20 protein-coding genes are annotated in these 21,015 nt (G+C 68.3%); 2 read left to right on the forward strand and 18 right to left on the reverse strand.

The annotated features are described in order from the left end of the window. Positions 1-11: 11 nt before the first annotated feature. The 5 genes from MKL01_RS03345 to MKL01_RS03365 form a co-directional block, all read right to left on the reverse strand. Positions 12-602, reverse strand: a complete 591-nt coding sequence (locus MKL01_RS03345) for a PaaI family thioesterase (RefSeq protein ID WP_243903814.1) — start codon at positions 600-602, stop codon at positions 12-14. 163 nt (positions 603-765) lie between these two features. Further along, a complete protein-coding gene (fabF, locus tag MKL01_RS03350; protein WP_243903815.1) occupies positions 766-2,034 on the reverse strand; it encodes a beta-ketoacyl-ACP synthase II in 1,269 nt (422 codons plus the stop codon). Positions 2,035-2,178: 144 nt separating this feature from the next. After that, on the reverse strand, positions 2,179-2,721 hold the full coding sequence (locus tag MKL01_RS03355; RefSeq protein ID WP_243903816.1) for a TetR/AcrR family transcriptional regulator: 543 nt from the start codon (positions 2,719-2,721) through the stop codon (positions 2,179-2,181). A 236-nt stretch (positions 2,722-2,957) separates the two neighbouring features. Then, complete coding sequence (locus tag MKL01_RS03360) at positions 2,958-6,065, reverse strand: efflux RND transporter permease subunit (RefSeq protein WP_243903817.1); 3,108 nt, start codon at positions 6,063-6,065, stop codon at positions 2,958-2,960. Then, positions 6,062-7,147, reverse strand: coding sequence for an efflux RND transporter periplasmic adaptor subunit (locus tag MKL01_RS03365; protein ID WP_243903818.1), 1,086 nt, complete (start codon positions 7,145-7,147; stop codon positions 6,062-6,064). The genes MKL01_RS03360 and MKL01_RS03365 overlap by 4 nt, the downstream gene beginning before the upstream one ends. A 277-nt stretch (positions 7,148-7,424) precedes the next feature. On the opposite strand from MKL01_RS03365, the gene MKL01_RS03370 reads away from it, so the two are divergent. Together MKL01_RS03370 and MKL01_RS03375 are read left to right on the forward strand one after the other, a co-directional pair. Further along, positions 7,425-7,925 carry a DUF302 domain-containing protein gene (locus tag MKL01_RS03370; RefSeq protein WP_243903819.1) on the forward strand — a complete coding sequence of 167 codons (501 nt, stop codon included), beginning with the start codon at positions 7,425-7,427 and terminating at the stop codon, positions 7,923-7,925. 27 nt (positions 7,926-7,952) lie between these two features. Beyond that, on the forward strand, positions 7,953-8,876 hold the full coding sequence (locus MKL01_RS03375) for a ketopantoate reductase family protein (protein WP_243903820.1): 924 nt from the start codon (positions 7,953-7,955) through the stop codon (positions 8,874-8,876). A 34-nt stretch (positions 8,877-8,910) separates the two neighbouring features. Here MKL01_RS03375 and MKL01_RS03380 read toward each other — a convergent pair whose 3' ends face one another. The 13 genes from MKL01_RS03380 to MKL01_RS03440 form a co-directional block, all read right to left on the reverse strand. Continuing rightward, positions 8,911-9,372 (reverse strand): MarR family winged helix-turn-helix transcriptional regulator, encoded by a 462-nt coding sequence (locus MKL01_RS03380; RefSeq protein ID WP_243903821.1) that lies wholly within the window; start codon positions 9,370-9,372, stop codon positions 8,911-8,913. 329 nt (positions 9,373-9,701) lie between these two features. Further along, positions 9,702-9,884 (reverse strand): hypothetical protein, encoded by a 183-nt coding sequence (locus MKL01_RS03385; protein ID WP_243903822.1) that lies wholly within the window; start codon positions 9,882-9,884, stop codon positions 9,702-9,704. Between the two features lie 96 nt (positions 9,885-9,980). Further along, a complete protein-coding gene (locus tag MKL01_RS03390) occupies positions 9,981-10,220 on the reverse strand; it encodes a DUF3302 domain-containing protein (RefSeq protein WP_243903823.1) in 240 nt (79 codons plus the stop codon). Between the two features lie 9 nt (positions 10,221-10,229). Then, positions 10,230-10,991 carry a DUF4344 domain-containing metallopeptidase gene (locus MKL01_RS03395; RefSeq protein ID WP_243903834.1) on the reverse strand — a complete coding sequence of 254 codons (762 nt, stop codon included), beginning with the start codon at positions 10,989-10,991 and terminating at the stop codon, positions 10,230-10,232. An 80-nt stretch (positions 10,992-11,071) separates the two neighbouring features. Then, positions 11,072-11,578, reverse strand: coding sequence for a hypothetical protein (locus MKL01_RS03400; RefSeq protein WP_243903824.1), 507 nt, complete (start codon positions 11,576-11,578; stop codon positions 11,072-11,074). A gap of 68 nt (positions 11,579-11,646) precedes the next feature. Then, positions 11,647-13,014: a DUF1254 domain-containing protein gene (locus MKL01_RS03405; protein WP_243903825.1), complete on the reverse strand. Its 1,368-nt coding sequence runs from the start codon at positions 13,012-13,014 to the stop codon at positions 11,647-11,649. Beyond that, positions 13,011-14,498 carry a DUF1254 domain-containing protein gene (locus MKL01_RS03410; RefSeq protein WP_243903826.1) on the reverse strand — a complete coding sequence of 496 codons (1,488 nt, stop codon included), beginning with the start codon at positions 14,496-14,498 and terminating at the stop codon, positions 13,011-13,013. The genes MKL01_RS03405 and MKL01_RS03410 overlap by 4 nt, the downstream gene beginning before the upstream one ends. 36 nt (positions 14,499-14,534) lie before the next feature. Then, entirely contained in the window at positions 14,535-15,554 is a 1,020-nt protein-coding gene (locus MKL01_RS03415) for an HAD family hydrolase (RefSeq protein WP_243903827.1), read from the reverse strand. Positions 15,555-15,632: 78 nt separating this feature from the next. Then, positions 15,633-17,453 (reverse strand): arylsulfatase, encoded by a 1,821-nt coding sequence (locus tag MKL01_RS03420; protein ID WP_243903828.1) that lies wholly within the window; start codon positions 17,451-17,453, stop codon positions 15,633-15,635. 8 nt (positions 17,454-17,461) lie between these two features. Next, positions 17,462-18,373 (reverse strand): formylglycine-generating enzyme family protein, encoded by a 912-nt coding sequence (locus tag MKL01_RS03425; RefSeq protein ID WP_243903835.1) that lies wholly within the window; start codon positions 18,371-18,373, stop codon positions 17,462-17,464. Positions 18,374-18,453: 80 nt separating this feature from the next. Further along, the gene (gene aqpZ, locus MKL01_RS03430; protein WP_243903829.1) at positions 18,454-19,191 is read right to left on the reverse strand and encodes an aquaporin Z; all 738 of its coding nucleotides are present in this window, start codon (positions 19,189-19,191) and stop codon (positions 18,454-18,456) included. A 15-nt stretch (positions 19,192-19,206) separates the two neighbouring features. Next, the gene (locus tag MKL01_RS03435) at positions 19,207-19,416 is read right to left on the reverse strand and encodes a hypothetical protein (RefSeq protein WP_243903830.1); all 210 of its coding nucleotides are present in this window, start codon (positions 19,414-19,416) and stop codon (positions 19,207-19,209) included. 665 nt (positions 19,417-20,081) lie between these two features. After that, positions 20,082-21,015 (reverse strand): mechanosensitive ion channel family protein (locus MKL01_RS03440; RefSeq protein WP_243903831.1); only part of this gene is annotated, 934 nt, incomplete at its 5' end.

The following is a 21,015-nucleotide window of genomic DNA, read 5'->3' on the forward strand; positions in this document are numbered from 1 at the left end:
AAAGCGTGGCGTCAACAGATCTTGTACCAGTCGGACACATCCCAGGCTCGGTCTGGCTTAGCTGGGACGCTAGTGTCGGGCGTGTCGACGATGAGGCAGGTCATCGTCGCCGTGGCGCAAATCTGTCCATCGGCATCGGCGAGCTGTGCCTCAGCGACCATCCGCTGCTCTCCGACGTCGATGATCTTGGCTGATACTGTCAGGGCTTCCAACGTGAGGGTGACGGGGCGCAGGTAGCTGATCCGGATGTCCAGCGTCGTGTAGGTCCGACGGTCCGGCAGAACGGACTGGAACGCGGCCCCGAGCGCCAAGTCGAACAGGGCAGCCACGGTGGTGCCATGGGCCGGACCGAAGGGATTGTAGAGATAATCGACGGGCCTTCGGCGCAGCGTGGCGTTGCCCTCGGTGACCGAAACGAATTCGATGCCGAGTAGGCTCATCGAGGGCGGTGGCAGGATCTCCCCCGCGACCATGGCGCGGAGCAGGGTCAGTCCAGGCCCTCCACCTCCGCGACGGCCGGTGCCGCCGCGGGTTTTGGGCGCGTCCGGGGGCATGTCGGCTTCGAGCGCATTTGCATCTGCGTTTGGCTTGAGATCGTCCATGGGGTGCGAACTCCTGTGCCGTGCCTGAGGTGACTTGGTCGGACCCATCCGGGGCAGTCGCGCCACAATAAATATGATGATCAGCATCTATTATGACAACAGCAGCGCGTCAACCGCCGTGTCAGTTCATTCGCGGATGTCTGGTTTCCGGGAGCGTGGCCCCTCAGCCGGTGGGCATCCGTCTCAGGAGGATGCTCGCGTTCACGCCCCCGAATCCGAAGCCGTTCGAGAGGGCGTAGTCCACGGTTGCCCGCCGCGCCGTCGGACCGATTAGGTCCAGGCCGTCGGCGGCCTCATCGGGGTCTGTCAGGTTGAGCGTGGGCGGGAGGACGCCCTCGCGCAGCGCCTGGACCGTGATGATGGCCTCCAGGCCGCCGGCAGCGCCGAGGAGATGCCCGGTCGCTGACTTGGTCGAGGAAATCGCCGGGCCGCCTTCGCCGAAGACGGACCGGAGCGCCGCCAGTTCGCCCGCATCGCCGACCGAGGTCGCGGTCGCGTGCGCGTTCACGTAGCCGATGGCGGCGGGTTCGAGCCCCGCCATCGCCAAGGCCGTGGTGATCGCCTGCCGGGCGCCGCTGCCGTCCGGAGGGCCGGCGGTGAGGCGGTAGGCGTCGGCGCTGGTACCGTACCCGACCAGTTCGGCCAGCGGGACGGCACCGCGCGCCCGTGCATGGTCCAAGGTCTCCAGCACGAGGATGCCGGCGCCCTCGCCCATGACGAAGCCGTCGCGGCTTCGGTCGAACGGACGGGAGGCAGCCTCGGGCGTGTCGTTGTAGGCCGTCGAAAGGCTGCGGGCCGCGGCGAAGCCGCCGAGCGCGACCCGGGTGACGCAGGCTTCAGCGCCACCGCAGACGACGACGTCCGCCTCGCCGCCGCGGATGAGGCGCATGCCGTCCCCGATGGCCTGCACGCTCGCCGCGCAGGCGGTGACGGGCGCGCCGAGCGGTCCCTTGAAGCCGTACCGGATGGAGACGTGGCCGGCGGCCAGGTTGACCAGGAAGGACGGCACGATGAAGGGCGACAGGCGCTGCGCGCCGCGGGAGCGTACGGTCTCCACCGCGTCGGTGATGCTCTGGAAGCCACCGATGCCGGAGGCCACGACGGTCGCGGTGCGGACGCGTTCCGCCTCGCTTGAGGGGCTCCAGCCCGACTGCCGGAGCGCCTGATCCGCGGCCGCCAGCGTGAACTGGATGAAGCGGTCCATCTTGCGGCGGTCCTTCGGTGGGATGAGGGCATCCGGATCGAACCCATCCGGGTCCTCGTCCCTAGACGGCACGAGCCCGGCGACCTTCGCGTCGATGTCGGGGACCAGGTCGTCCGGCAGGCGCCGCAGCCCGGACCCGGATGCGACGAGCCTGCGCCACATGCCCTCGACGCTGCAGCCGAGGGGGGACACGACGCCCATACCGGTGACCACGATCCGTTCGCGCATGGATGTCCTCTCGCCGAGATCGTGCGCGCAGCGGCGCACGGCATAGGCAGGTCCCGACAGGCCGGGCACCGGCATTCCTTCAGATCGTCAGGGGCGCGCCGCCGTCAGTCGCGAGCCGTCACGGTCGGCCCGGTCCCGTGGATGTCATGCCGAGACGGAAGTCCGCGCCGCCTCGATGAGCTCGGTCGCCAACGCCTCGTCGTCGACAGCCCGCGCCAGGACGACGGCACCGACGAGCGTCGACAGAGTCGCCAGGGACCGTTGCCTGCGGCGCTCCTTGGCTGCCCTGGGCGTCAGGCCGGCGAGGATAGAGGCCATGCGCTCGACCCCCTGGGTGAAACGCGCACGGACGGGGCCGCCCCGCGGCTCCCGCGCGACGTCGTTCGCCAGGGCGGCGAGCGGACAGCCCATACCGGGTGCCCGGACGTGCCCGAGGGAGAGATAGTTGGCGATGATGGTGTCGACGGTCCCGCGGTAGTCCTCATCCAGCGCGGTATCGAACGCCTCGGCCGCGAGCGCTTCCTTGTTGGCGAACTGGCCGTAGAACCCGCCATGGGTGAGACCAGCGGACGCCATGATGTCGGCCACGCCGACGCCATTGATGCCGCGCTCCCGGAACAGCGACGCGGCGACCTCGACGACGCGTCGGCGGTTGAGCTTGGCCTGTTCCTGCGAGACCCTGGGCATTGCCTGATCCTCCGGCGTTCTTAGGTCCAATATAGATGCGAAACGTCATCTAAGAAGGGTGGTCCCTCGTGCGGCGGCCCGCTGCTGCCGAGATAGGCAAAGCGGACTCGGCACGACAACCGGCCGGCCTGCGTAGGGGGGCTTGGTCGCAGGCCAGCCGGTGCACCGCGCGTTCGGTCGTCGAACGCGCGATCCTGGAATGCCCCGTCACCGGGACAACGGCCCTTGTCTCTGGATCAAGGCTCCGCCTGAACTGGCATCGCGTCGGATCCGGATGCGACGCCAGTTGCGACGGGCGCCCGTCCGACCCGGAACCACAGGGCGTAGAGGGCGGGCAGGAACAGCAGCGTCAGGAGCGTGCCCACGCCGACGCCGCCGATGAGGACGTAGGCCAGCGCGCCCCAGAACACCGAGTGGGTGAGCGGGATAAAGGCGAGCATCGCCGCCGCCGCCGTCAGGATGACCGGCCGAGCCCGGCGCACGGTCGACTCGACGATGGCCTCGTAATCCGACAGGCCCGCCGCGCGGTCGTGGTGGATCTGGTCCACCAGGATCAGGGTGTTGCGCATCAGGATGCCCGACAGGGCGATCAACCCGAGGATCGCGTTGAAGCCGAACGGCTGGTGGAAGACGAGCAGCGTCGGGACGGCACCGACGAGGCCGAGCGGCGCGGTGGCGAACACCATGAACATGGTGGTGAACGACCGGACCTGCAGCATGATGACCGTCAGCGTCACGATCAGCATCAGCGGGAAGACCGCCACGAGTGCGTTCATCGCCTTCGCGCTCTCCTCGACCGCACCGGCCGTGTCGATGCGGTAGCCGGGCGGCAGCTTCGCCTTGATCGCGTCGAGCTCGGGGAAGATCTGCGCGTGGATGTCCGGCGGCTGTTTCCCGTCGAGCACGTCGCCCTGCACGCGGATGTAGGTCTCGCGGTTGTAGCGCTTGAGCACCGCGTCCTCGTTGCGACTCTCCAGGTGCGCGACCTGGGAGACCGGCACCTGGCGCCCGTCCTGGGTGGTCAGGGTCAGGTCGCCGATGTCGCCGAGGGAGCGCCGCTCCGGGCCGGGGCTGCGCAGGAGCACGTCCACCGAGCGCAGGTTCTCGCGGACCTGGGTCGCCGGGGTTCCGTCGAGGTAGCTCTGGAGCTGCTGGCCGGCCTCCCGCGGCGTGAGGCCGATCAGGCGCAGGCGCTCCTGGTCGAGGGCGAGGTGCAGGCTCGGGGTCTTGTCGCCCCAGTCGAGGTGGACGAGGCGCATGTTGGGGTTGGCCATCATGACGTCGCGGACCTGCTCGGCGATGCCGCGGATGACGTCGGGGTCGGGTCCGACCACCCGGAAGGCGACCGGGAAGCGGATCGGCGGACCGAACACGATCTGCAGCACGCGCACCCGGGCCTCGGGGAAGAGCCCGTCGGCGACGAGCTTGCGCAGCTTGATGCGGAGCGCGTCGCGGGACGCCGCGTCGGGGGTCTGCACCACGATCTGCGCGAAGGCGGGATCGGGCAGCTCGGGATCGAACGAAAGCACGAAGCGCGGCATGCCCTGCCCGATGTAGCTCGTGATCTCGCGCGCCTCGGGGAGCCCACGGACGGCCGCCTCGACCTTCTTCACGCTCGCCTCGGTGGTGGCAAAGGCCGAGCCCGTCGGCAGCGTCACCTCGACGATCAGTTCTGGGCGCTCCGAGTTCGGGAAGAACTGCTTCTCGACCCGGCCCATGCCGACGACGGCCGCCGCGAACAGCATCACGGTGATCCCGGCCGCCAGCCACTTGTGGTCGACGGAAGCCCGGACCACGCGGCGCAGGCGCTCGTAGTTCTTCGTGGCGTAGATGGCCTCGTGGCCGCCCTCGACCTTCTTGATGTTGGGCAGGAGCTTGACGCCGAGATAGGGCGTGAAGGTCACCGCCACGATCCACGAGACGAGCAGCGAGAAGCCGACCACCCAGAAGATGTTGCCGGCGTACTCCCCCGCCGTGGAGGCGGCGAAGCCGACCGGCAGGAAGCCCGCGATGGTGACGAGCGTGCCGGTCAGCATCGGCGCCGCGGTGGCGCTCCAGGCATGGGTCGCGGCCTCGACGCGGTCGTAGCCCTCCTCCATGCGCACCACCATCATCTCGATGGCGATGATCGCATCGTCCACGAGCAGGCCAAGCGAGATGATCAAGGCGCCGAGCGTGATGCGGTCGAAGTCGCGGCCGGTGACCATCATGACGACGAACACGGCGGCAAGCGTGATCGGGACCGCGAGCGCGACGACGATGCCGACCCGGAAGCCGAGCGCCACGAGGCCGACGACGATGACCACCGAGAGGGCGGTGAAGAACTTCACCATGAACTCGTGGATGGCGTCGTCGATGACCTTCGCCTGGTCGGTGATCTTCGCGAACGTGATGCCGGTCGGCAGCTCGTGGTGGATGGCCACCTCCTCGGCGTTGAGCGCCTCGCCGAGCGCTAGGCCGTTGAAGCCCGGCTTCATCACGAGGCCCAGCATCAGGGCCGGCTCGCCGTCGTTGCGGATCTCGAAGACCTTCGGGTCCTCGTAGCCGCGCTTCACCTCGGCGATGTCGCCGAGCTTGAGGCTGCGGTCGCCGACCGCCACCGGCAGGTTGCGGATCGTGTCGAGGCCGTCGATGGCGCCGTCGAGTCGGAGGTAAACGCGCGGGCCGGCGGTCTCGACGAAGCCGGCCGGCGTCACGTCGTTCTGGTTGGCCAAGGCCGCTAGCAACTGCTGTCCGGTGATGCCGAGCGTCGCCAGGCGCTGATAGGAGATCTCGACGAAGATCTTCTGGGCCTGCTCGCCGAGGATGTTGATCTTCTCGACGCCAGGGACGCGCAACAGCCGCTGGCGTAGGTCCTCAGCGCGGAGCACGAGGTGCCGGTGCGGCAGGCCCCGGGCCTGGAGGGCGTAGAGGGCGAAGTAGACGTCGGAGAACTCGTCGTTGAACAGCGGCCCCATCACGCCTCGTGGCAGGGTGGAGGCCTGGTCGGACAACTTCTTGCGGGCCTGGTAGAACTGCTCCTGCAGCTTCGCCGGCGGCATGCTGTCCTTGAAGTAGACCTTCATCAGCATGAGGCCGGGACGGACCGTGGTCTCGACGCGGTCGTAGTAGACGAGTTCCTGCAGCCGCTTCTCCAGCGGGTCGGCGACCTGCCGCTGGATCTCCGAGGTGGTTGCGCCGGGCCAGGCTGCCGAGACCGACATGGTCTTCACGGTGAAGGCCGGATCCTCGGCACGGCCGAGCTTCTGGAAGGCGAAGAAGCCGGCGGCGGTCACCGCGATGATGAGGAAGAGCGTGACGGCGCGCTCGCGAACCGCCAGGGCGGAGAGGTTGAAGCCGGTCATCGGGCGACCCCCGTCAGGCTCTCGGGGGCCTGCCGCACCGCCTGGCCGGCCTTGAGCAGATGGGCGCCGAGCGACACGATGCGGTCGCCCGGGCTGAGGCCCGATACGACCTGTGCGCTTTCCTCGGACATGCGCGCGACGGAGACCGCCTGGGCGGTGACCGTCTTGGTGTCGGCGTCGAGCTTCCAGACCGTCGAGCCTCGCCCGATGTCGAACAGGGCGCCGAGCGGCACGTCGACCGACGCCGCGCGCCCGGCATCCGCCGGCGTGAGCCGGAGCGTCACCGTGGCGCCGAGCGGCGCGGCCTCGCCGCCGCCCGACAGGATGTAGCGCGCCCGGTACGTCCGGGTGGCCGGATCGGCGGTGGCGGAAAGTTCCCGGAGCTTGGCCGGATAGGTCGTCTCGCCCTCTGCGTAAAGGGTGGCCGACGCTGCCCCCTTCGCGAGTTGCCGGCTCCCCTCCGGCAGGAACACCTCCGCCTCGCGGGCGCCATCACGGGCGAGCTTGACGACGGTCTGGCCGGCGGCAACGACCTGGCCCGGCTCGGTCGGGACCTCCATCACGACGCCGTCGGCGTCGGCCTGGAGCTCGGAATACCCGGCCTGGTTGGCGACCTGGCTCGCCTGCGCCTCGGCATTGGCGAACTGGGCGACGGCGGCGTCAGCGGCGGCCTTGTTCTGGTCGTAGGTCTGCTTCGAGGTCCAGCCGTCCCCGACGAGCTTGCGGCTGCGCTCATCGTCAGCCTTGGCCTTGATCATCTGTGCTCGGGCCGCCTCGACCGAGGCCCGCGCCGCGTTAAGGGCCAGAGTGAAGTCGGTCCGGTCGAGGCGCATCAGGGGCTGACCGAGCCGGACGTGGTCCCCCGGGTCGACGAGGCGCTCGTAGATCTTGCCGCCGACCCGGAAGCCGAGGTTGCTCTCGGTGCGGGCCCGGATGACGCCGGTGTAGCGCGCGATCCCGGCCGTTCCCGGGGCCACCGCGATGGTCTGGACCAGCGGCGGCTCCGGAGGCACTGCGGTCTCGCCCGGCGAGCATGCTGCCAGAGCTAGCGGGGTCAGCACAAGGAAAGCCCTGGGGTCCATCGCACCGCTCCTCTGCGGCCATTTCCGACCGCTTCAATCATTATGGCCGACATTTATTTGGAGGCGAGACGGACGTCAATGCCGCCCCTGTCCGTCGACTTGGCTGGCGTGCCGGAGCGCACAATGTCCCCGGCTGGCCGGTCGGACAGACCTCCTGCACGGAGGGAAGTGGCCTAATCGATTCGAACCGCTCGACGTCGGCTTGCCGAATAAGGGCAATTGCACATATTTGCCTCGATGGGTGCCTGCCCGAGTGCGTGATCACGGATGAACGAAGATGATCCAGGAACTGCAGGTCCGACACGTCGAGCACGTCACCACACGGTCGTTCGAGGAGGTCGTCGCCGCCTTCGAACACGCCGTCGGGTCAATCGAGGCGGTCGGCTGGCCGGCCCTCCCGGGCGGTGCGCGAGACGAGGGGGCGTTCCGCAGCCGCGTCGAGGAGCATCTTGGACCGAGCGGCTTCACCCGCTTCCTCACGCTCGACCACGGTGACTGGCTCAAGCTCTACGGGCAAGACGCCAAGGTGGTGATGTACACCCTCGGCAACCCGCTCATCGCCATCACGATGCTGCGCCATGATATCCGCGCCGGCCTCAACGTGCCCGTCCGGCTCCTCATCTACCGCGACGAGGCTTCGGGCACGACGCGCCTCGCCTACGACGTGCCCTCCACGCTGATGGGCAACATCGAAAACGACCCATGCCTCGACGCGGCGCGAGGCCTCGATGCCAAGCTCGCCGCGCTCGCGGAACAGGCGACCGGCGCCAGGGCGTGAGCGTCCACCCTCGACAGGAAGTAGACCATGCGCTTGCTCGTTGTTGGAGCCGGTTCGACCGGCGGCTATATCGGGGGCCGGCTCGCCCAAGCGGGGCGGGACGTGACGTTCCTCGTCCGTCCAAGGCGCGCCGAACGACTTCGTCGCGAGGGGCTGAAGATCATCAGCCCGCTGGGCGACGCGAGCGTCGAGCCGCAGCTTGCGACCGCCGATACTGTCGACGGTCCTTTCGACGCCATCCTGCTGTCGGTGAAGGGTTTCCAGCTCGATGCGGCGCTCGACGACCTGCGCCCGGCTGTTGGGCCGAGGACGATGATCTTGCCCGTGCTGAATGGCATGCGGCACATGGAAACCTTGGCGGCGCGCTTCTCGTCCGAGAACCTGGTCGGTTGCGCCCTCAAGATCGCGACCATCCTCGACGAGGAGGGCCGCGTGTTGCACCTGACGCCGCTCCAGGACCTCGCCTACGGCGAGCTCGACGGCGGCACGACGCCGCGCATCGAGGCGCTGCATGAGCTGATGCAGGCTGGCGGGTTCGAACCGCGCCTGTCCCGCGAGATCCGGCGGGAGATGTGGGAGAAGTGGATCCTGCTGGCCTCGCTCGGCGCCGTCACCTGCCTGATGCGCGGGCCCATCGGCGAGATCGAGGCCGCACCGGGCGGACCGGCATTCGCGCTCGCCGTCCTGGACGAGGCGGTCGCGACCGTCCGGGCCGTCGGTACCGGCCCCTCGGACGCGTTCCTGGCCGCGACACGCGACCAACTGACCGCCAAGGGCTCGCCCCTGACCTCGTCGATGTACCGCGACCTACGGAAGGGACGTCCAGTCGAGGTCGAGAACATCATCGGCGACCTCGTGCGCTCGGCGGCGGAGGCCAGCATCGAGACGCCGCTGCTCGCCGCCGCATACGCGCACCTCTCGGTCTACCAGAACGGGATCCGCAAGGACTGAGGCACGGTCGGCCAGCAAACGGGCCCTGGCACGGTCAGCGTGTCGCCGGCGACGGGATGGCAGCGTCCTGATCACCGACCATCGTGACCTGACGCATCAGCGCCTGGAGTCCGGCCGCCTCGTCTTGGCCGAAGCCCGCCTGGAACCGTTCCTCGGCGGACTTCCAGAGCGGCCTGGCCGAGCCGAGGAGCGCGCCTCCTTCCGGGGTGAGCGCCACGACCCGTTTCCGGCCATCGCTTGCCGACGGGCGGACGGTTAGGAGGCCGCGCCGCTCCAGGGGCCGCAGAAGATGGCCAAGGGTCGAGCGGTCCATGACCAGGAGCGCGGCGAGCTGCTGGACGGACGGCTCGCCTTGGCGGTCGACCTTGGCGAGTATGGAATATTGGTTGAGCCCAATGCCGGTCGGCGCCAGCGCCTCGTCATAGAGGCGCGTCAGGTGCCTGGCGGCCTGCCGCAGGGCGGAGCAACTGCAAGCCTCCGGTGGCAAGTTATCCATAAGCGCCCCCGGCTCCAACGGCGTCCGCGACCCCTCGCCAGCATTCAAATGGCGGCAATTGCCCATATTGGCAACGACGTACCCCTTGTCCTTTCGCTCCGGTCGCGGAGGCTGCGCGATGCATTCGTTGGACGGCTGATCTCTTCCGACGTCAGAAGGCCACGCGCTGTCGCAAGACCGGGTTCGACCTCAACCGCGCACGGAGCCGGTACGGGTCAGAACGATGGTTTCGTGGGATGATCTCGGACAACAGCGCGTTCCGCTGTACGGCTTGAGCAATGGTGGCAGCTTGAGAACCCATTGCGACATTCGAGTTCGGCGGCGTTCGCTCAACCGGGCGATAGCAGGTCGGGCAGACCTGAGAGATCATCGAGCGTCGCGTGCGGCGGCCAGTCCGGGTTCAGCGGGTCCCCCACGCGGTCGATCCAGACGGATCGGACGCCGAGTTCGTGACACACCTTGAGGTCGGTGAACTGCCCCATCCCGACGTGGATGGTCTCATCCTTCGTCACGCCCAGGGGAGAGCTTCCAGAACAGGTTCAGCCGGACGAAACCCATCCGGACGAACAGGACCAGGAGCGCGATGTAGCTGTTGAGGAGGAATACGATCATCGCGGCGCCTCCCGCTTGGCGGGAGCGTCGACGTAGGCCCAGACCAGGATCAGCGGCCAGAACACGAAGCCGAAGACCAGGGTCGCCCAGCTCCCGATGGCCACGGCCTCGGCCCAGGGATGACCGCGCCGGCGCGCGATCCGGCCCGGCATCATCCCGAGCGCGAGGAAGGCTGCGACGAGCGTCGCGATCACGACCAGCAGGACGACCCACGCGAAGATATCGAGCGGCGCCATCGTCGACCCTTACGATCGGGGAACGGAGCGGAAGGCGCGCCGCAACTGCGCGCCGCTTCGGAAGCGCATGCGCAGGTGTGGGCCGATGAGTTTTTGGAACGCGAAGGCGACCTGGTCGTACTCCTCCTCGCAGCCCTCGGCCCGCTCCTTGGGCAAGAAGCCCTTGGCGACGATGCCGCGGTAGCGCCGCCTGTCGGAGCCGTAGGCCATGCAGGTGAGATTGTAGAAGCGCTGCCAGGACAGGCCGTGGACGTCGGCGAAGGCGCCCTTGTCGACCGGCTCCTCCTTCGCCGTCGTCGCGAAGAAGTAGGCGCCGCCGTCCACGACCATGCGGGCGTCGGCGGGCGACAGGTGCAGCAAGATCAGCGACGCCACCTGGTCGGCCGCATCCTCCTCGCGCCCGAGGATGGGCACGTGCAGCAGGTCGAACAGGGCGTGGCCGCTCTCGTGCAGGAGGATCTGGAAGACCGGGCCTGCGATGGCATCGCGGCGCGTGACCCCGGCCGGTGACTTCGTCCGGGGCGCGACGCGGACGATGCTGTCGATGAGCTCGTAGCAGATCGTTACGCTCCGGTCTTCGGGGGCGTACCAGGCGTTGAGTTCGCCCGCGCACTCCTTGAGCCGGTAGGTCAGACGGGTCGGCAGCCGGACGAAGCCGATGATGGTCCCGACCCGCTCAAGAACGCGACGCTGGCGCATGGTGTCGTAGATCTCGCGGTAGACCGCCTTCTTCGGCGCCTCGTAGACGACCCGAATGGTCCCGCCGCCCATCGGGTTTGTCCTCGCGAGCGTTTCGGCCGGCGGCGCCGCGGCGGCGAGCATCAGGGCGAGCGGCCAGAGACGGGTGCGCATCAGCGTCGGCCCTTGGATGCCATGTCCGACCGTGCCATGGCGCGGATCGCCGCTCGGCCGTCGCTGGCGACGATCCGGCCCTTCCGCCGGGCTAAGCGGTAGATCGGAAGCGCAACCTGACCGCCACCCATCAGGGGGCGCACCCGAACGACGGCGACCTCGTGCAGACCGTCCCGGCTCGTGCGGATATCGGCGATGCGGCCGATGGCGTGGCCGTCCGCGGTGTAGACCCACTTGCCTTTCCCCGCCCGACGCAGGCTCTCCGCGAGGATCTGGTAGTAGGCGTTGTCCCAGCCGTTCGAAGGCGAGTTGGATGCTTGGGCCGCCACAGCGGTCGACAGCACCGACAGCAAGACGGCCGACACGATTCCGGCAATCAGGCGATTGCGCATCTCAGGCCCTACCGAGCGATGTTTCAGGATTGCACCGGCTCGCACGAAGCCTGAGCGGACCCGGCCGGCGCACGAGCCCTGGACGGTGTGGATCGCGCCCGTCGCCTGCGCCACGGCGGCGGAAGTCGGCCAGCGGATGATCTCTGCGGCGTCCCGCTGTTCGGAGTTCATGGCGCGGCTTCCTACGGGTGCCCGGAGGCTGCAGCGGGCTCCAGGGGCGGGAGCTTCCATTGCCCCGACAGGAGTGCCGGCTCTGGGCCGTAGACGCGGGCGACGAGCGAGTACGGGCCGAGCGGCGCCGGGATCCAGTTCGCCTCATGGGCCTGCCCGGGTGACTGGTGCCCCAGGTAGACGGTGAGGGAGCCGTCCGGGGCATAGACGAGCCCCTTGCTGCGGTCGCCCAGCGAGTAGCGGTGCTGCGGGTTCGCGTAGAGGCCTCGATCCGGCAGCGTGTAGAGCGTGAGCGACCAGAAAAACCGTGCGGGCGGCAGCCCGTCCGCCGTGAAGCGGATCTTCGAGGGCTTCGAGCCGTCGCCGACGAAGCCGCCATACCAGGCCTCCTCGCGCGAGTTGCCGTAAAGGCCCTTGTCGGCGCCGACGGCACGCCGGATGTAGTCGTTGCCGAGGAAGGCGCGGTCGCCGAACATCGTGCCGGAATCGAGTGTCTTGGCCGCCTGAGCATCGATGGCGGCCTGGCCGTCCGCGGCCCCCGCCCTGATGGCTTCGAGGAGCGCGGGGTCCACCTTCGCCTTGTCCCACGGAAGTCCGGGACCGATGCCGATCCGGGCGAAGCGCCGCATCAGGTCGACCTCGCTCGGGTCGGGCGGCTGCGCGAATTGCAGCAGGAAGTTCAGGTAACCGACGAAGTCTTCGGAGCGAGCCCTGGCGCGCTCATAGGCGGGAAAGTCGATGGCCGGAGCTGGGGCTGGCGGGCGGGATGCCGCGAACTCGCTGAGGGGCTGGAGGCGGTAACCGCGCTGGACCGCCCGCACGTTCGGAACGTCCTCGGGCCCTCTCAGAGCCGTCCGGGTCAGCGTTCCGACAATCTCCGTCTCGGCGCGGAACACGTGGCGGATGCCATCGGGCACGGTGCCGTTCCAGCGCGGCCCGGCGAAGAGATAGTTGCCGGGCCCGTTGCCGGTCGTGCGCGAGCCCATGTAGGCGAAGTTGTGGGTGAAGAGGTCGACCCACTGCATCACGTAGTAGCGCTCGTCCGGCACGGCGGGGACGCTCACCACCCAGGGCTCGCTCCGCAGGTCGAGCCAGGCCCAGGAATACGGCGTGTCGTTGTTGGGCGTGACGACGTCGCGGTTCTCGGGCGTGAAGACCTGGGCGTAGTGTCGGAAGCGACCGAAGCCTCCGATGTACTCCGAGGCCTTGTCGTCGACGACCTGCTTGTGAAACGTCCGGTAGTTCTCCAATGGGGCGTAAGCGTAGATGTACGCCTCCTTCGCGATGGCACGGGCGTCGTCGGGGGCTGCCTGCTGGGCCTCGACCGGGGCTGAGACCAGGATGCCGACGAGTGTCAGGACGAGCATGCGGGAGGTCATCGCGATGTCGCCTCGCTGGCCGTGACCGGCACGAAGTCCGGCAGGGCGAAGGTGCGGTCGAAGTAGGGTTGCAGCGGTCCGTAGAGGCGGAAGTAGGCGAACCACGCCCTGCCCGGGACCGAGGGGATCCAGTTCTTCTCGAACCCTTTCGGGGCGGCCGGACCGACATGGATGTCGACGCTCCCGTCCGCGTTTCTGACGAGATCCTGGCGGGACGAGCGGTCGGCGATGTCCCGACCATTGTCGATCAGCACCCGCTGGTCGGCGTCATAGACGGTGAGCGACCAGAACAGCTTCGCCGGCGGATTGGCCGGCACCCTCAGTCGATAGGACTTGCCGCCGTCGAGCCAGTGGCCGTCACCATCCTGATAGGCACCGAGATAGGCCTGCCCGACCCCTGGCGTCCGGGTCACCATCCCCTTCGTGGTCGTCACGGCCTCGTAGGTGTAGTCGGCCCGCTCGTCGAGTTCGCTGTAGGTTGCGGCCTCCTGTGAGGGATCCAGCAGGATGACGTAATCCCAGCGGGTCTCGGGGCGGTAGCGGGCGTTCGCCTCGCGCTTGGTGAAGGATTTCACTTGCGCCATCAGCTCGCCGACCCGGGCTCCCTCCTCCAGGATCCGGCGCTGGCGGGCATCCGGTTCGAACGCCTTGCCCTTCTCGATGCCGAGCGGCTTCAGCATCGCCATGATCATGCGGTCCCGCTCCATCACGGGCTCCCGCTGCAGAATGTCGTTCAGGCGCTCCCAGTAGGCGAAGCCGCGCGGCGGGACCTGGCTCCAAGGTCGCCCCTCGGGTTTGAGGACACGCGTCGCCGGCGGCTGCGCGCGGTCGCCGTAGGGGTACATGCGGAAGCGCCCGACGAGTTCCTTGCCCCTCTCCGGATCCGGGTCCAGCACGCGGAACGCCACGAAGACGTTCGAGGTCGGGGCGTTGATGATCCGGTAATCCGGAGCGTCGGGCGCGGTCTGTCCCGGTCCGACGAGGAGGTACCGTGCACCCTTCCCCGCGTCGGGCCCGGTCTCGCCCATGTCGGTGACCGGACGTTGCCAGAAATCGCCGACCCCGCCGGCGCTGGCGCCCGCGGGATAATCGATGACGAGCGGCCCCGTCTTCGACAGGTCCGGAAAACCACCGATGTAGGGAGTGGTCGCGTTGGCGGTGAGGATACCGAGCTTGTCGCGGATCGTCTCGTAGAGGACCACATCGGTGTCGTGGGCACCGAATGCGGTCTGCGCCGCATGTTGCCATTGCGCGAAGCTGACGATGGGCAGCGCCCAGATGTAGGCCTGGGTGGCGCGCTGAAAATCCAGTTCGTCGTAGAGCTTCTGCCTTGTCGCTTCATCGGCTGGCAGACCGAGCTGAAGTGGGATCGGTCCGATCCGCGTCTCTACGGGCTGTGCCGTCGCCGGTGGGGTTCCGGCGACCATGCCCATGACGAGGAGCAGCATGGCGAAAGAAGCGTGAGATCCTTCAGGTTTGGTCATGCCCCCTCCTTTCCGCACCGACCGCCAGGGCATCCGTCATCGGTCGCTTCCCGGCGCCGGCGGAAACACCGTCTTCCAGTCCCGCTGCATGTCGACCACGGTCCAGCCTCGCTGCGTGGCCTCGTCGAGGGCTTTGTCGAGGCGTCCGACGTGAGCCTTGCGGTCGTAGGCGAACTCACGCTCGCCATCCGTGTGGTGAACGAGACCGAGGAGGCGAGGACCCGCCCCGCCCGCCGTCCACTCCAGCATCTGCCGGTCGCCGTCCGAGTTTCCGAATGCGAGGATAGGCCGGCGCCCGATGAAGCGGTCGATGCCCGCGGGCTTGCCGGGGCCGTCGTCGACGAACGCGACCTTGGGCTCCTTCACGAGGACCGGCGTCCCGTCCGCGCGGACCTCGAACCGGGTGACACCGGACGAGCCGACGACCTGCTCCGGCGGGATGCCGTACGCCCGCCCGGCGAAGACCCGCATGAACTCCACGCCGCCGCCGGAGACGATGAACGTCTTGAAGCCGTTGGCGCGCAGGTACCCGAGGAGCTCCAACATCGGCTGGTAGACGAGGCTGACGTAGGGCCGGTCGAAGCGGGGATGGCGCGCGGTCGCGAACCAGTCCGCGACGATGCCGGCGAAGGCGTCGGTCGTTATGCCGACATGGGTGGCCGCGATGATTTGGAGCAGGCCCTTCTCCCCCGCTGCCGCGACCGCCGCCGTGTCGCCCGCGATGATGCCCTTGAAGGGCTCGGTGACCTTCCACTCCGGGTGCTCGGGCGCGAGCGCCCTGACCCGGTCCAACGCGAAGGCGACCTGGAAGTAGACCGGCTGCTCGGCCCAGAGCGTGCCGTCGTTGTCGAAGACAGCGATGCGCTCGGCCGGCGGCACGAAGTCGGGCCCCGTCACGCGTCCGACGAAGTCCAGGAGCGACCGCTTCGCCGTCCCCTCGTTCCAGGAGGGCAAGGCGTCGGGCTGCGCACGGGCGGTACCGACACTCGTCGCGGAGGCGGCCGTCAACAGCACGGCAAGCGCAATTCGCCTGAGGGACCGGCTCGATCTGCCCATGGCTGCCATCAGACCTGAGGGGAAGCGCGGATCAGGGTCGGGAGGCCGGCCCGCCGAACGGCGACCCGGATCGCCACGTCAGCGCGGAGCGGGGTTCTGCAGCCGCTGGTCGATCAGCTTGTTCAGGCCGCCCCGGATGCGGTCCACGTCCAGGTTCTTCCTGAAGTCCTGCCGCTGCTTGATGCCCTCCAACGTGCTTTCCATGATGTTAGCCGGGTTGAAGCTCGGCGGGAAGGAGCGCGGCGGGAAGTCCTTGAACGTCGCGACGAACTGGAAGACTTCGTCCATCGTTCCGTAGACGGAACCGACCTCGTTGAGGTTCCAGTCCCAGTAGGTGTTGGACGTGATGTCGGCCCGCTCGAACGGGTCCTGCATCAGGTTGAAGATCTTTTGCAGCCTGAGCGTCGTGAAGGGCTCGGCCCACAGCCCGAGCGTGCCCTGCTTCCGCTGCTCCGAGTAGACGTACTTGTAGTCCCCCTTGCGGAGGCCCACGAGCAACCCGTCGTCGTCGGCGTAGAAGAACTTGTCCCTGGCGCTCTTCGTCTTGTTGTTGTTCGCCGCGCTGCCTTCGACGTTCTGCAGGAACGCGGACTGGTCGTAGCCGTCCAGGTGAACCTTGTAGTTCATGCCGTTGGCGGTGTAACCCGCCTTCAGCTTCTCGACGAGGGCGGGCTCACCGGCGATGGCGCAGAGCGTCGGGATCCAGTCGTTGTGGCTCATCAATTCGTTGCTGACCGTGCCGGGCTTGATGTGCCCCGGCCAGCGGACCAAGCACGGCACGCGGAAGGCGCCCTCCCAGTTCGTGTTCTTCTCCGAGCGGAACCAGGTCATGGCCCCGTCCGGCCACGAATTCATGTGCGGGCCGTTGTCGGTCGAGTAGACTACGATGGTGTCGTTCGCGACGCCCATGTCATCCAAGGCCTTCAGCACCTTGCCGACGGTGTCGTCGTGCTCCTGCATCCCGTCGATGTACTCGCTGTCACCGTGCGTGTACCGCCCGCGATGCTCCGGTCGGACGTGCGTGCGCAGGTGCATGCGGGTCGTGTTGAACCAGACGAAGAATGGCTTCCCGGCCGATTGCTGCCGTCGCATGTAGTCGATGGCCGCGTCCGAGGTCTCGTCATCGATGGTCTCCATGCGCTTCCTGGTGAGCGCGCCGGTGTCCTCGATGGTCTGCTTGCCGATCTTGCCGAACCGCGGATCCTGCGTCGGGTCGTCGACGTCCGTCGCCTTGCACCGCAGGACGCCGCGCGGCCCGAACTTGGCCCGGTAAGCTGGGTCCTTCGGGTAGTCCGGGAGTTCCGGCTCCTCCTCGGCGTTGAGGTGGTAGAGGTTGCCGAAGAACTCGTCGAAGCCGTTCACGGTCGGCAGCGACTCGTTGCGGTCTCCGACGTGGTTCTTGCCGAACTGGCCGGTGGCGTAGCCGAGGTTCTTCAACAGGCCGCCGATTGAGGGATCGAGCTGGTTCATCCCCATGGGGGCCCCAGGGAACCCGACCTTGCTGAGCCCGGTCCGGATGATGTGCTGCCCGGTGAGGAAGGCCGAACGGCCGGCGGTGCAGGACTGCTCTCCGTAGTAGTGCTGGAGCTTGAGGCCTTCCTTGGCGATGCGGTCGATGTTCGGGGTCTCGTAGCCCATCAGGCCATTGGAGTAGGCGCTGATGTTCGCGATGCCGATGTCGTCGCCCCAGATGACGAGGATGTTCGGCTTCGCCCCGCCGGCGTTCGGTGCGGGGGATGGAGACGGGGCCTGCTGCTGCGCTTGCGCCGCGGCGGTCCCGCCGGTGAGGCCGGTTGCCGCCAGGGCCGTCCCGGCCAGCAACATACGGCGGCGGCTGAGGCTCACGTCATGCTCGCCTGAGGCGGCTTCGGTCCGGCCTTCCCCATCGTCGTAGCTCATGGCTTTCCTCAACTCCTGATGACGCAGCGGAAACCGATGTGGCTGGTGGAGGTGTCGACCGGTTGCGCGTGGCGAGCGGCCGGCCGGTAACGGCGGCAGTAGCTCGGCGCGCACAGGTGCGAGCCGCCCTTCAGGACCTTCCGGGGGATCGGGATCTCGGGCTGGTTCGGGTCGAAGCTGGCGTCCTTGAGGCCGCCGCGCGGATTGCGAGGGATGCAGCAGGCCTTCGGCGCGTCCTCCGGGTGCTTCGGGGCGAAGCAGTCGGAGGTCCACTCCCAGACGTTCCCGATCATGTCGAGGAGGCCGTACGCGTTCGCCGGATAGAGCCCGACGGGCGTGGTGCGCTTGTAGCTCCGGGGCGAAAGGTTCCGGTGCGGGAACTCGCCTTGCCAGGTGTTCGCCATCTGGCGCCCGTCCGGCATGAACTCGTCGCCCCAGGCAAACTCGGCCCCGTCCAGGCCGCCCCGGGCCGCGAACTCCCATTCGGCCTCGGTCGGAAGCTCCTTGCCGGCCCAGCGCGCGTAGGTCTCCGCGTCCTGGTAGGCCACATGCACGACCGGATGGTCGTCCAACCCCTTGATCGAGCTTCCCGACCCGTACGGGCGGCGCCAGGTCGCGCCGAAGCCGAAGGTCCACCAGCGCGAGATGTCGTCGAGCGAGACCGGGTGCGACGGCGGCATGAACACCAGGGATCCTGCCCTGAGCATGTGCGGGAGCGCTCCCGGGTAGTCGTCGGGGTTCGGCGGGATCTCGGCGAAGGTCCTGTATCCGGTGGCATCGACGAAGCGCCGGAACTCGCGGTTCGTGACGGGCGCGCGATCCATCCAGAACGCGTCGACCGTGACCCGGTGCACCGGCGCCTCTTCCGGGTAGTGTTGGTCCGAGCCCATACGGAAGGTTCCGCCCGCGATCCTGACCATACCGGCGGGTGGCTGTTCGGATCGGACGTGCGGCGGCTGGACCGGCGCCTCGTCGAACACCGCGAGCGTCGGCATCGCGCTCACTCGGCCGGTGCCCGGGGCGGGGCAATGCCCGTGACGAGAGCCGAAGGCTCCTCGCTGAGCCAGCGGTAGAGGATGCCGCCGAGCGCCCCGCCGAGGATGGGCGCGCCCCAGAACAGCCAGAGCTGCGCGATGGCCCAGCCCCCTACGAACACGGCGGGGCCGGTGCTGCGCGCCGGGTTCACCGAAAGGTTCGTGACCGGGATGCCGACGAGATGGACGAGCGTCAGGCAGAGCCCGATGGCCAGGGGCGCGAAGCCGACCGGCGCCTTGCCGTGGGTGGCGCCCATGATGACGAACAGGAACATCATGGTCAGCACGACCTCGGCCAGGAGGCAGGAGACCAGCCCATAGTGGCCGGGCGAGTGCTCGCCGTAGCCGTTGGCCGCGAACCCCTTGGCGAGGTCGAACCCCGGCGCGCCGCTCGCGATGGCGTAGAGGACGGCCGCGGCGACGAGGCCGCCCACGACTTGCGAGACCACGTAGGGGGCGATGTCCCGCGTCGGGAAACGCCCGCCTGCGGCAAGGCCGCAGGTCACCGCCGGGTTGAGGTGGCAGCCCGAGATGTGGCCGATGGCGTAGGCCATGGTGACGACGGTCAGGCCGAAGGCGAGCGAGACGCCGACGAGGCCGATGCCGACCTCCGGGAAGGCCGCCGAGATGACGGCACTGCCGCAGCCGGCGAAGGTGAGCCAGAAGGTGCCGATGGCCTCTGCGGCGCACTTGCGGATGTCCATGGAGGTCTCCTGTGCCTAGGCCGGGCAGCGGTCCCAGAAGCCCTGCGTCCGGGACGCGTCGGTGTAGAACCAGCAGTAGCCGGGCGCCGGCGGGGCACCCGCCCAGGCCGCCGCGGTGGCCGCGCCGACGAAGCCCAGGGCCGCGCCTGTCGCGACGGCTCCTCCGGGACGCCACCAAGCTCCGGAGGGCCGGTAGACGCCTCCGACCACGACGTTCCGGCGCACGACGCCACCGCGCCGAGCGTATCCGCCGGCTAGGCCGCGGCGGCGCACCCCACCGCCGGCGAAGCCCGGGCGACCGACGCGCCCGTAGCCACCCATCCGCCGGCCGGCGAAACCGCCGCGGAAACCTCCGCCTCGCAAGCCTTCCCGGAATGCGTGGCGCCGCGCGACGCGCTCGACGGTGTTTTGTGGGAGGGAACCGATGACGGTCCCTGAGGCAAGGGGAACGGCATGGACCGGCTCTGATGCGGCGGGAACGAGAAGTGCCACGACCGCAAGGCAAAGTGCCGTGTGATGGAGCCGCATCGACACTTCCCGCCGGGGTGGACGACCGAAGAATTCAGTCGCGTCCGCGACGGAAACCACGGGTCTAACTTAAGGCGACTTTAGGCGGCGACTTGCCCCTGAGCTATCGGGCAAAACCCTGAACCAGTCATGTGAAGTCCCTGAGTGCTGCCAGGGAAATTCCCTTAGTGGTCGAAATCCGACGTGCGGTCCTCGGCTCCGCACGGACGGGCAGCGGTCATTCGCCCACAAGCCAGCTCACGTCCGTTCCGAGCGCTATCACGGTCGTTCGACGGCACGCGCTCAGTATACGCAACCGGGTGATACTCGGTCGTGTTGGCTACGCGTAACTGCGGTCCTCGATGATCGCCGGTCACGTCCTCTCAAGCGACCGCCTCCGCCCGCACGCCTAACCGCTCGCAGAGCCGCAGAAGGTCGAGCGTCAGCCTATTGGTGATCTCGGTCTCGTCACCGCCCATTCGTGTGTCGAGCCCGTACTTCACGGAAAGCTCGATCCCGGTCTTATTCAACCCCGAGACCGAAACCACTGTCCGGTCCGGCGCCGCCTGCGGCACCTCGTCGACGATGTCTCGCGCGCCGGACATCAGCGATTCGATCTGGTCGGCTGTCGTGGAGTAGGGCAGCGGCAACGTCGCCTGGAACAGGTGAACGCGGCGTGAGCCGAGATTGTTGACCATCGCGTCGGCCAGCTTGCCGTTCGGCATGATGATGACGCTGTCCTCGCCAGTGCGGACCCGCGTCGAGCGTACGCCGACATGCTCGACCGTGCCGGTTATGCCGCCAGCCGAGATGGTGTCTCCGCGCCGGAACGGCCGGTCGATGGCCAGCACCCCGGCGCCGAAGACGTTCGACAAGGTCTCGCGCGAGGCGAAGGCCACGGCGAGACCGCCGATGGACAGACTTGCGATGATGCCCTCGTAGGGCAGCGACAGCTCGATGGCGATGAGCACGAAGCCGATGGCGATGAGGACGAGCTTCAGGAAGCCGAAGGCGAGCGACACCAGGATGTTGTCGACGGTGACGACCTTGCCGTCATGATGGCTGAAGAAGCGGTCCGCGAGCGCATCGAGCAGCATCCATCCAAGCCAAACAATGGACACGACCAACGCGGTCCCGGTCGCGCCGACGGAGAAGCGCTTGGCGTACTCGGGCAGGCCTATCGCCGGGATCATGAGCTTGTAGAGGGAGAAGCCCAGCGTGCCCCAGAGCGGCCACTGCAACGTTTGGCGGAACCGCTCGGGGTCAGCTCCGCCGAGAACGGGGCAGAGGACGCCTAGCATCAGGCGGCCCAGCAGG

This window comes from Methylobacterium sp. J-070 (genome assembly GCF_022829385.1).
GTDB lineage: Bacteria > Pseudomonadota > Alphaproteobacteria > Rhizobiales > Beijerinckiaceae > Methylobacterium.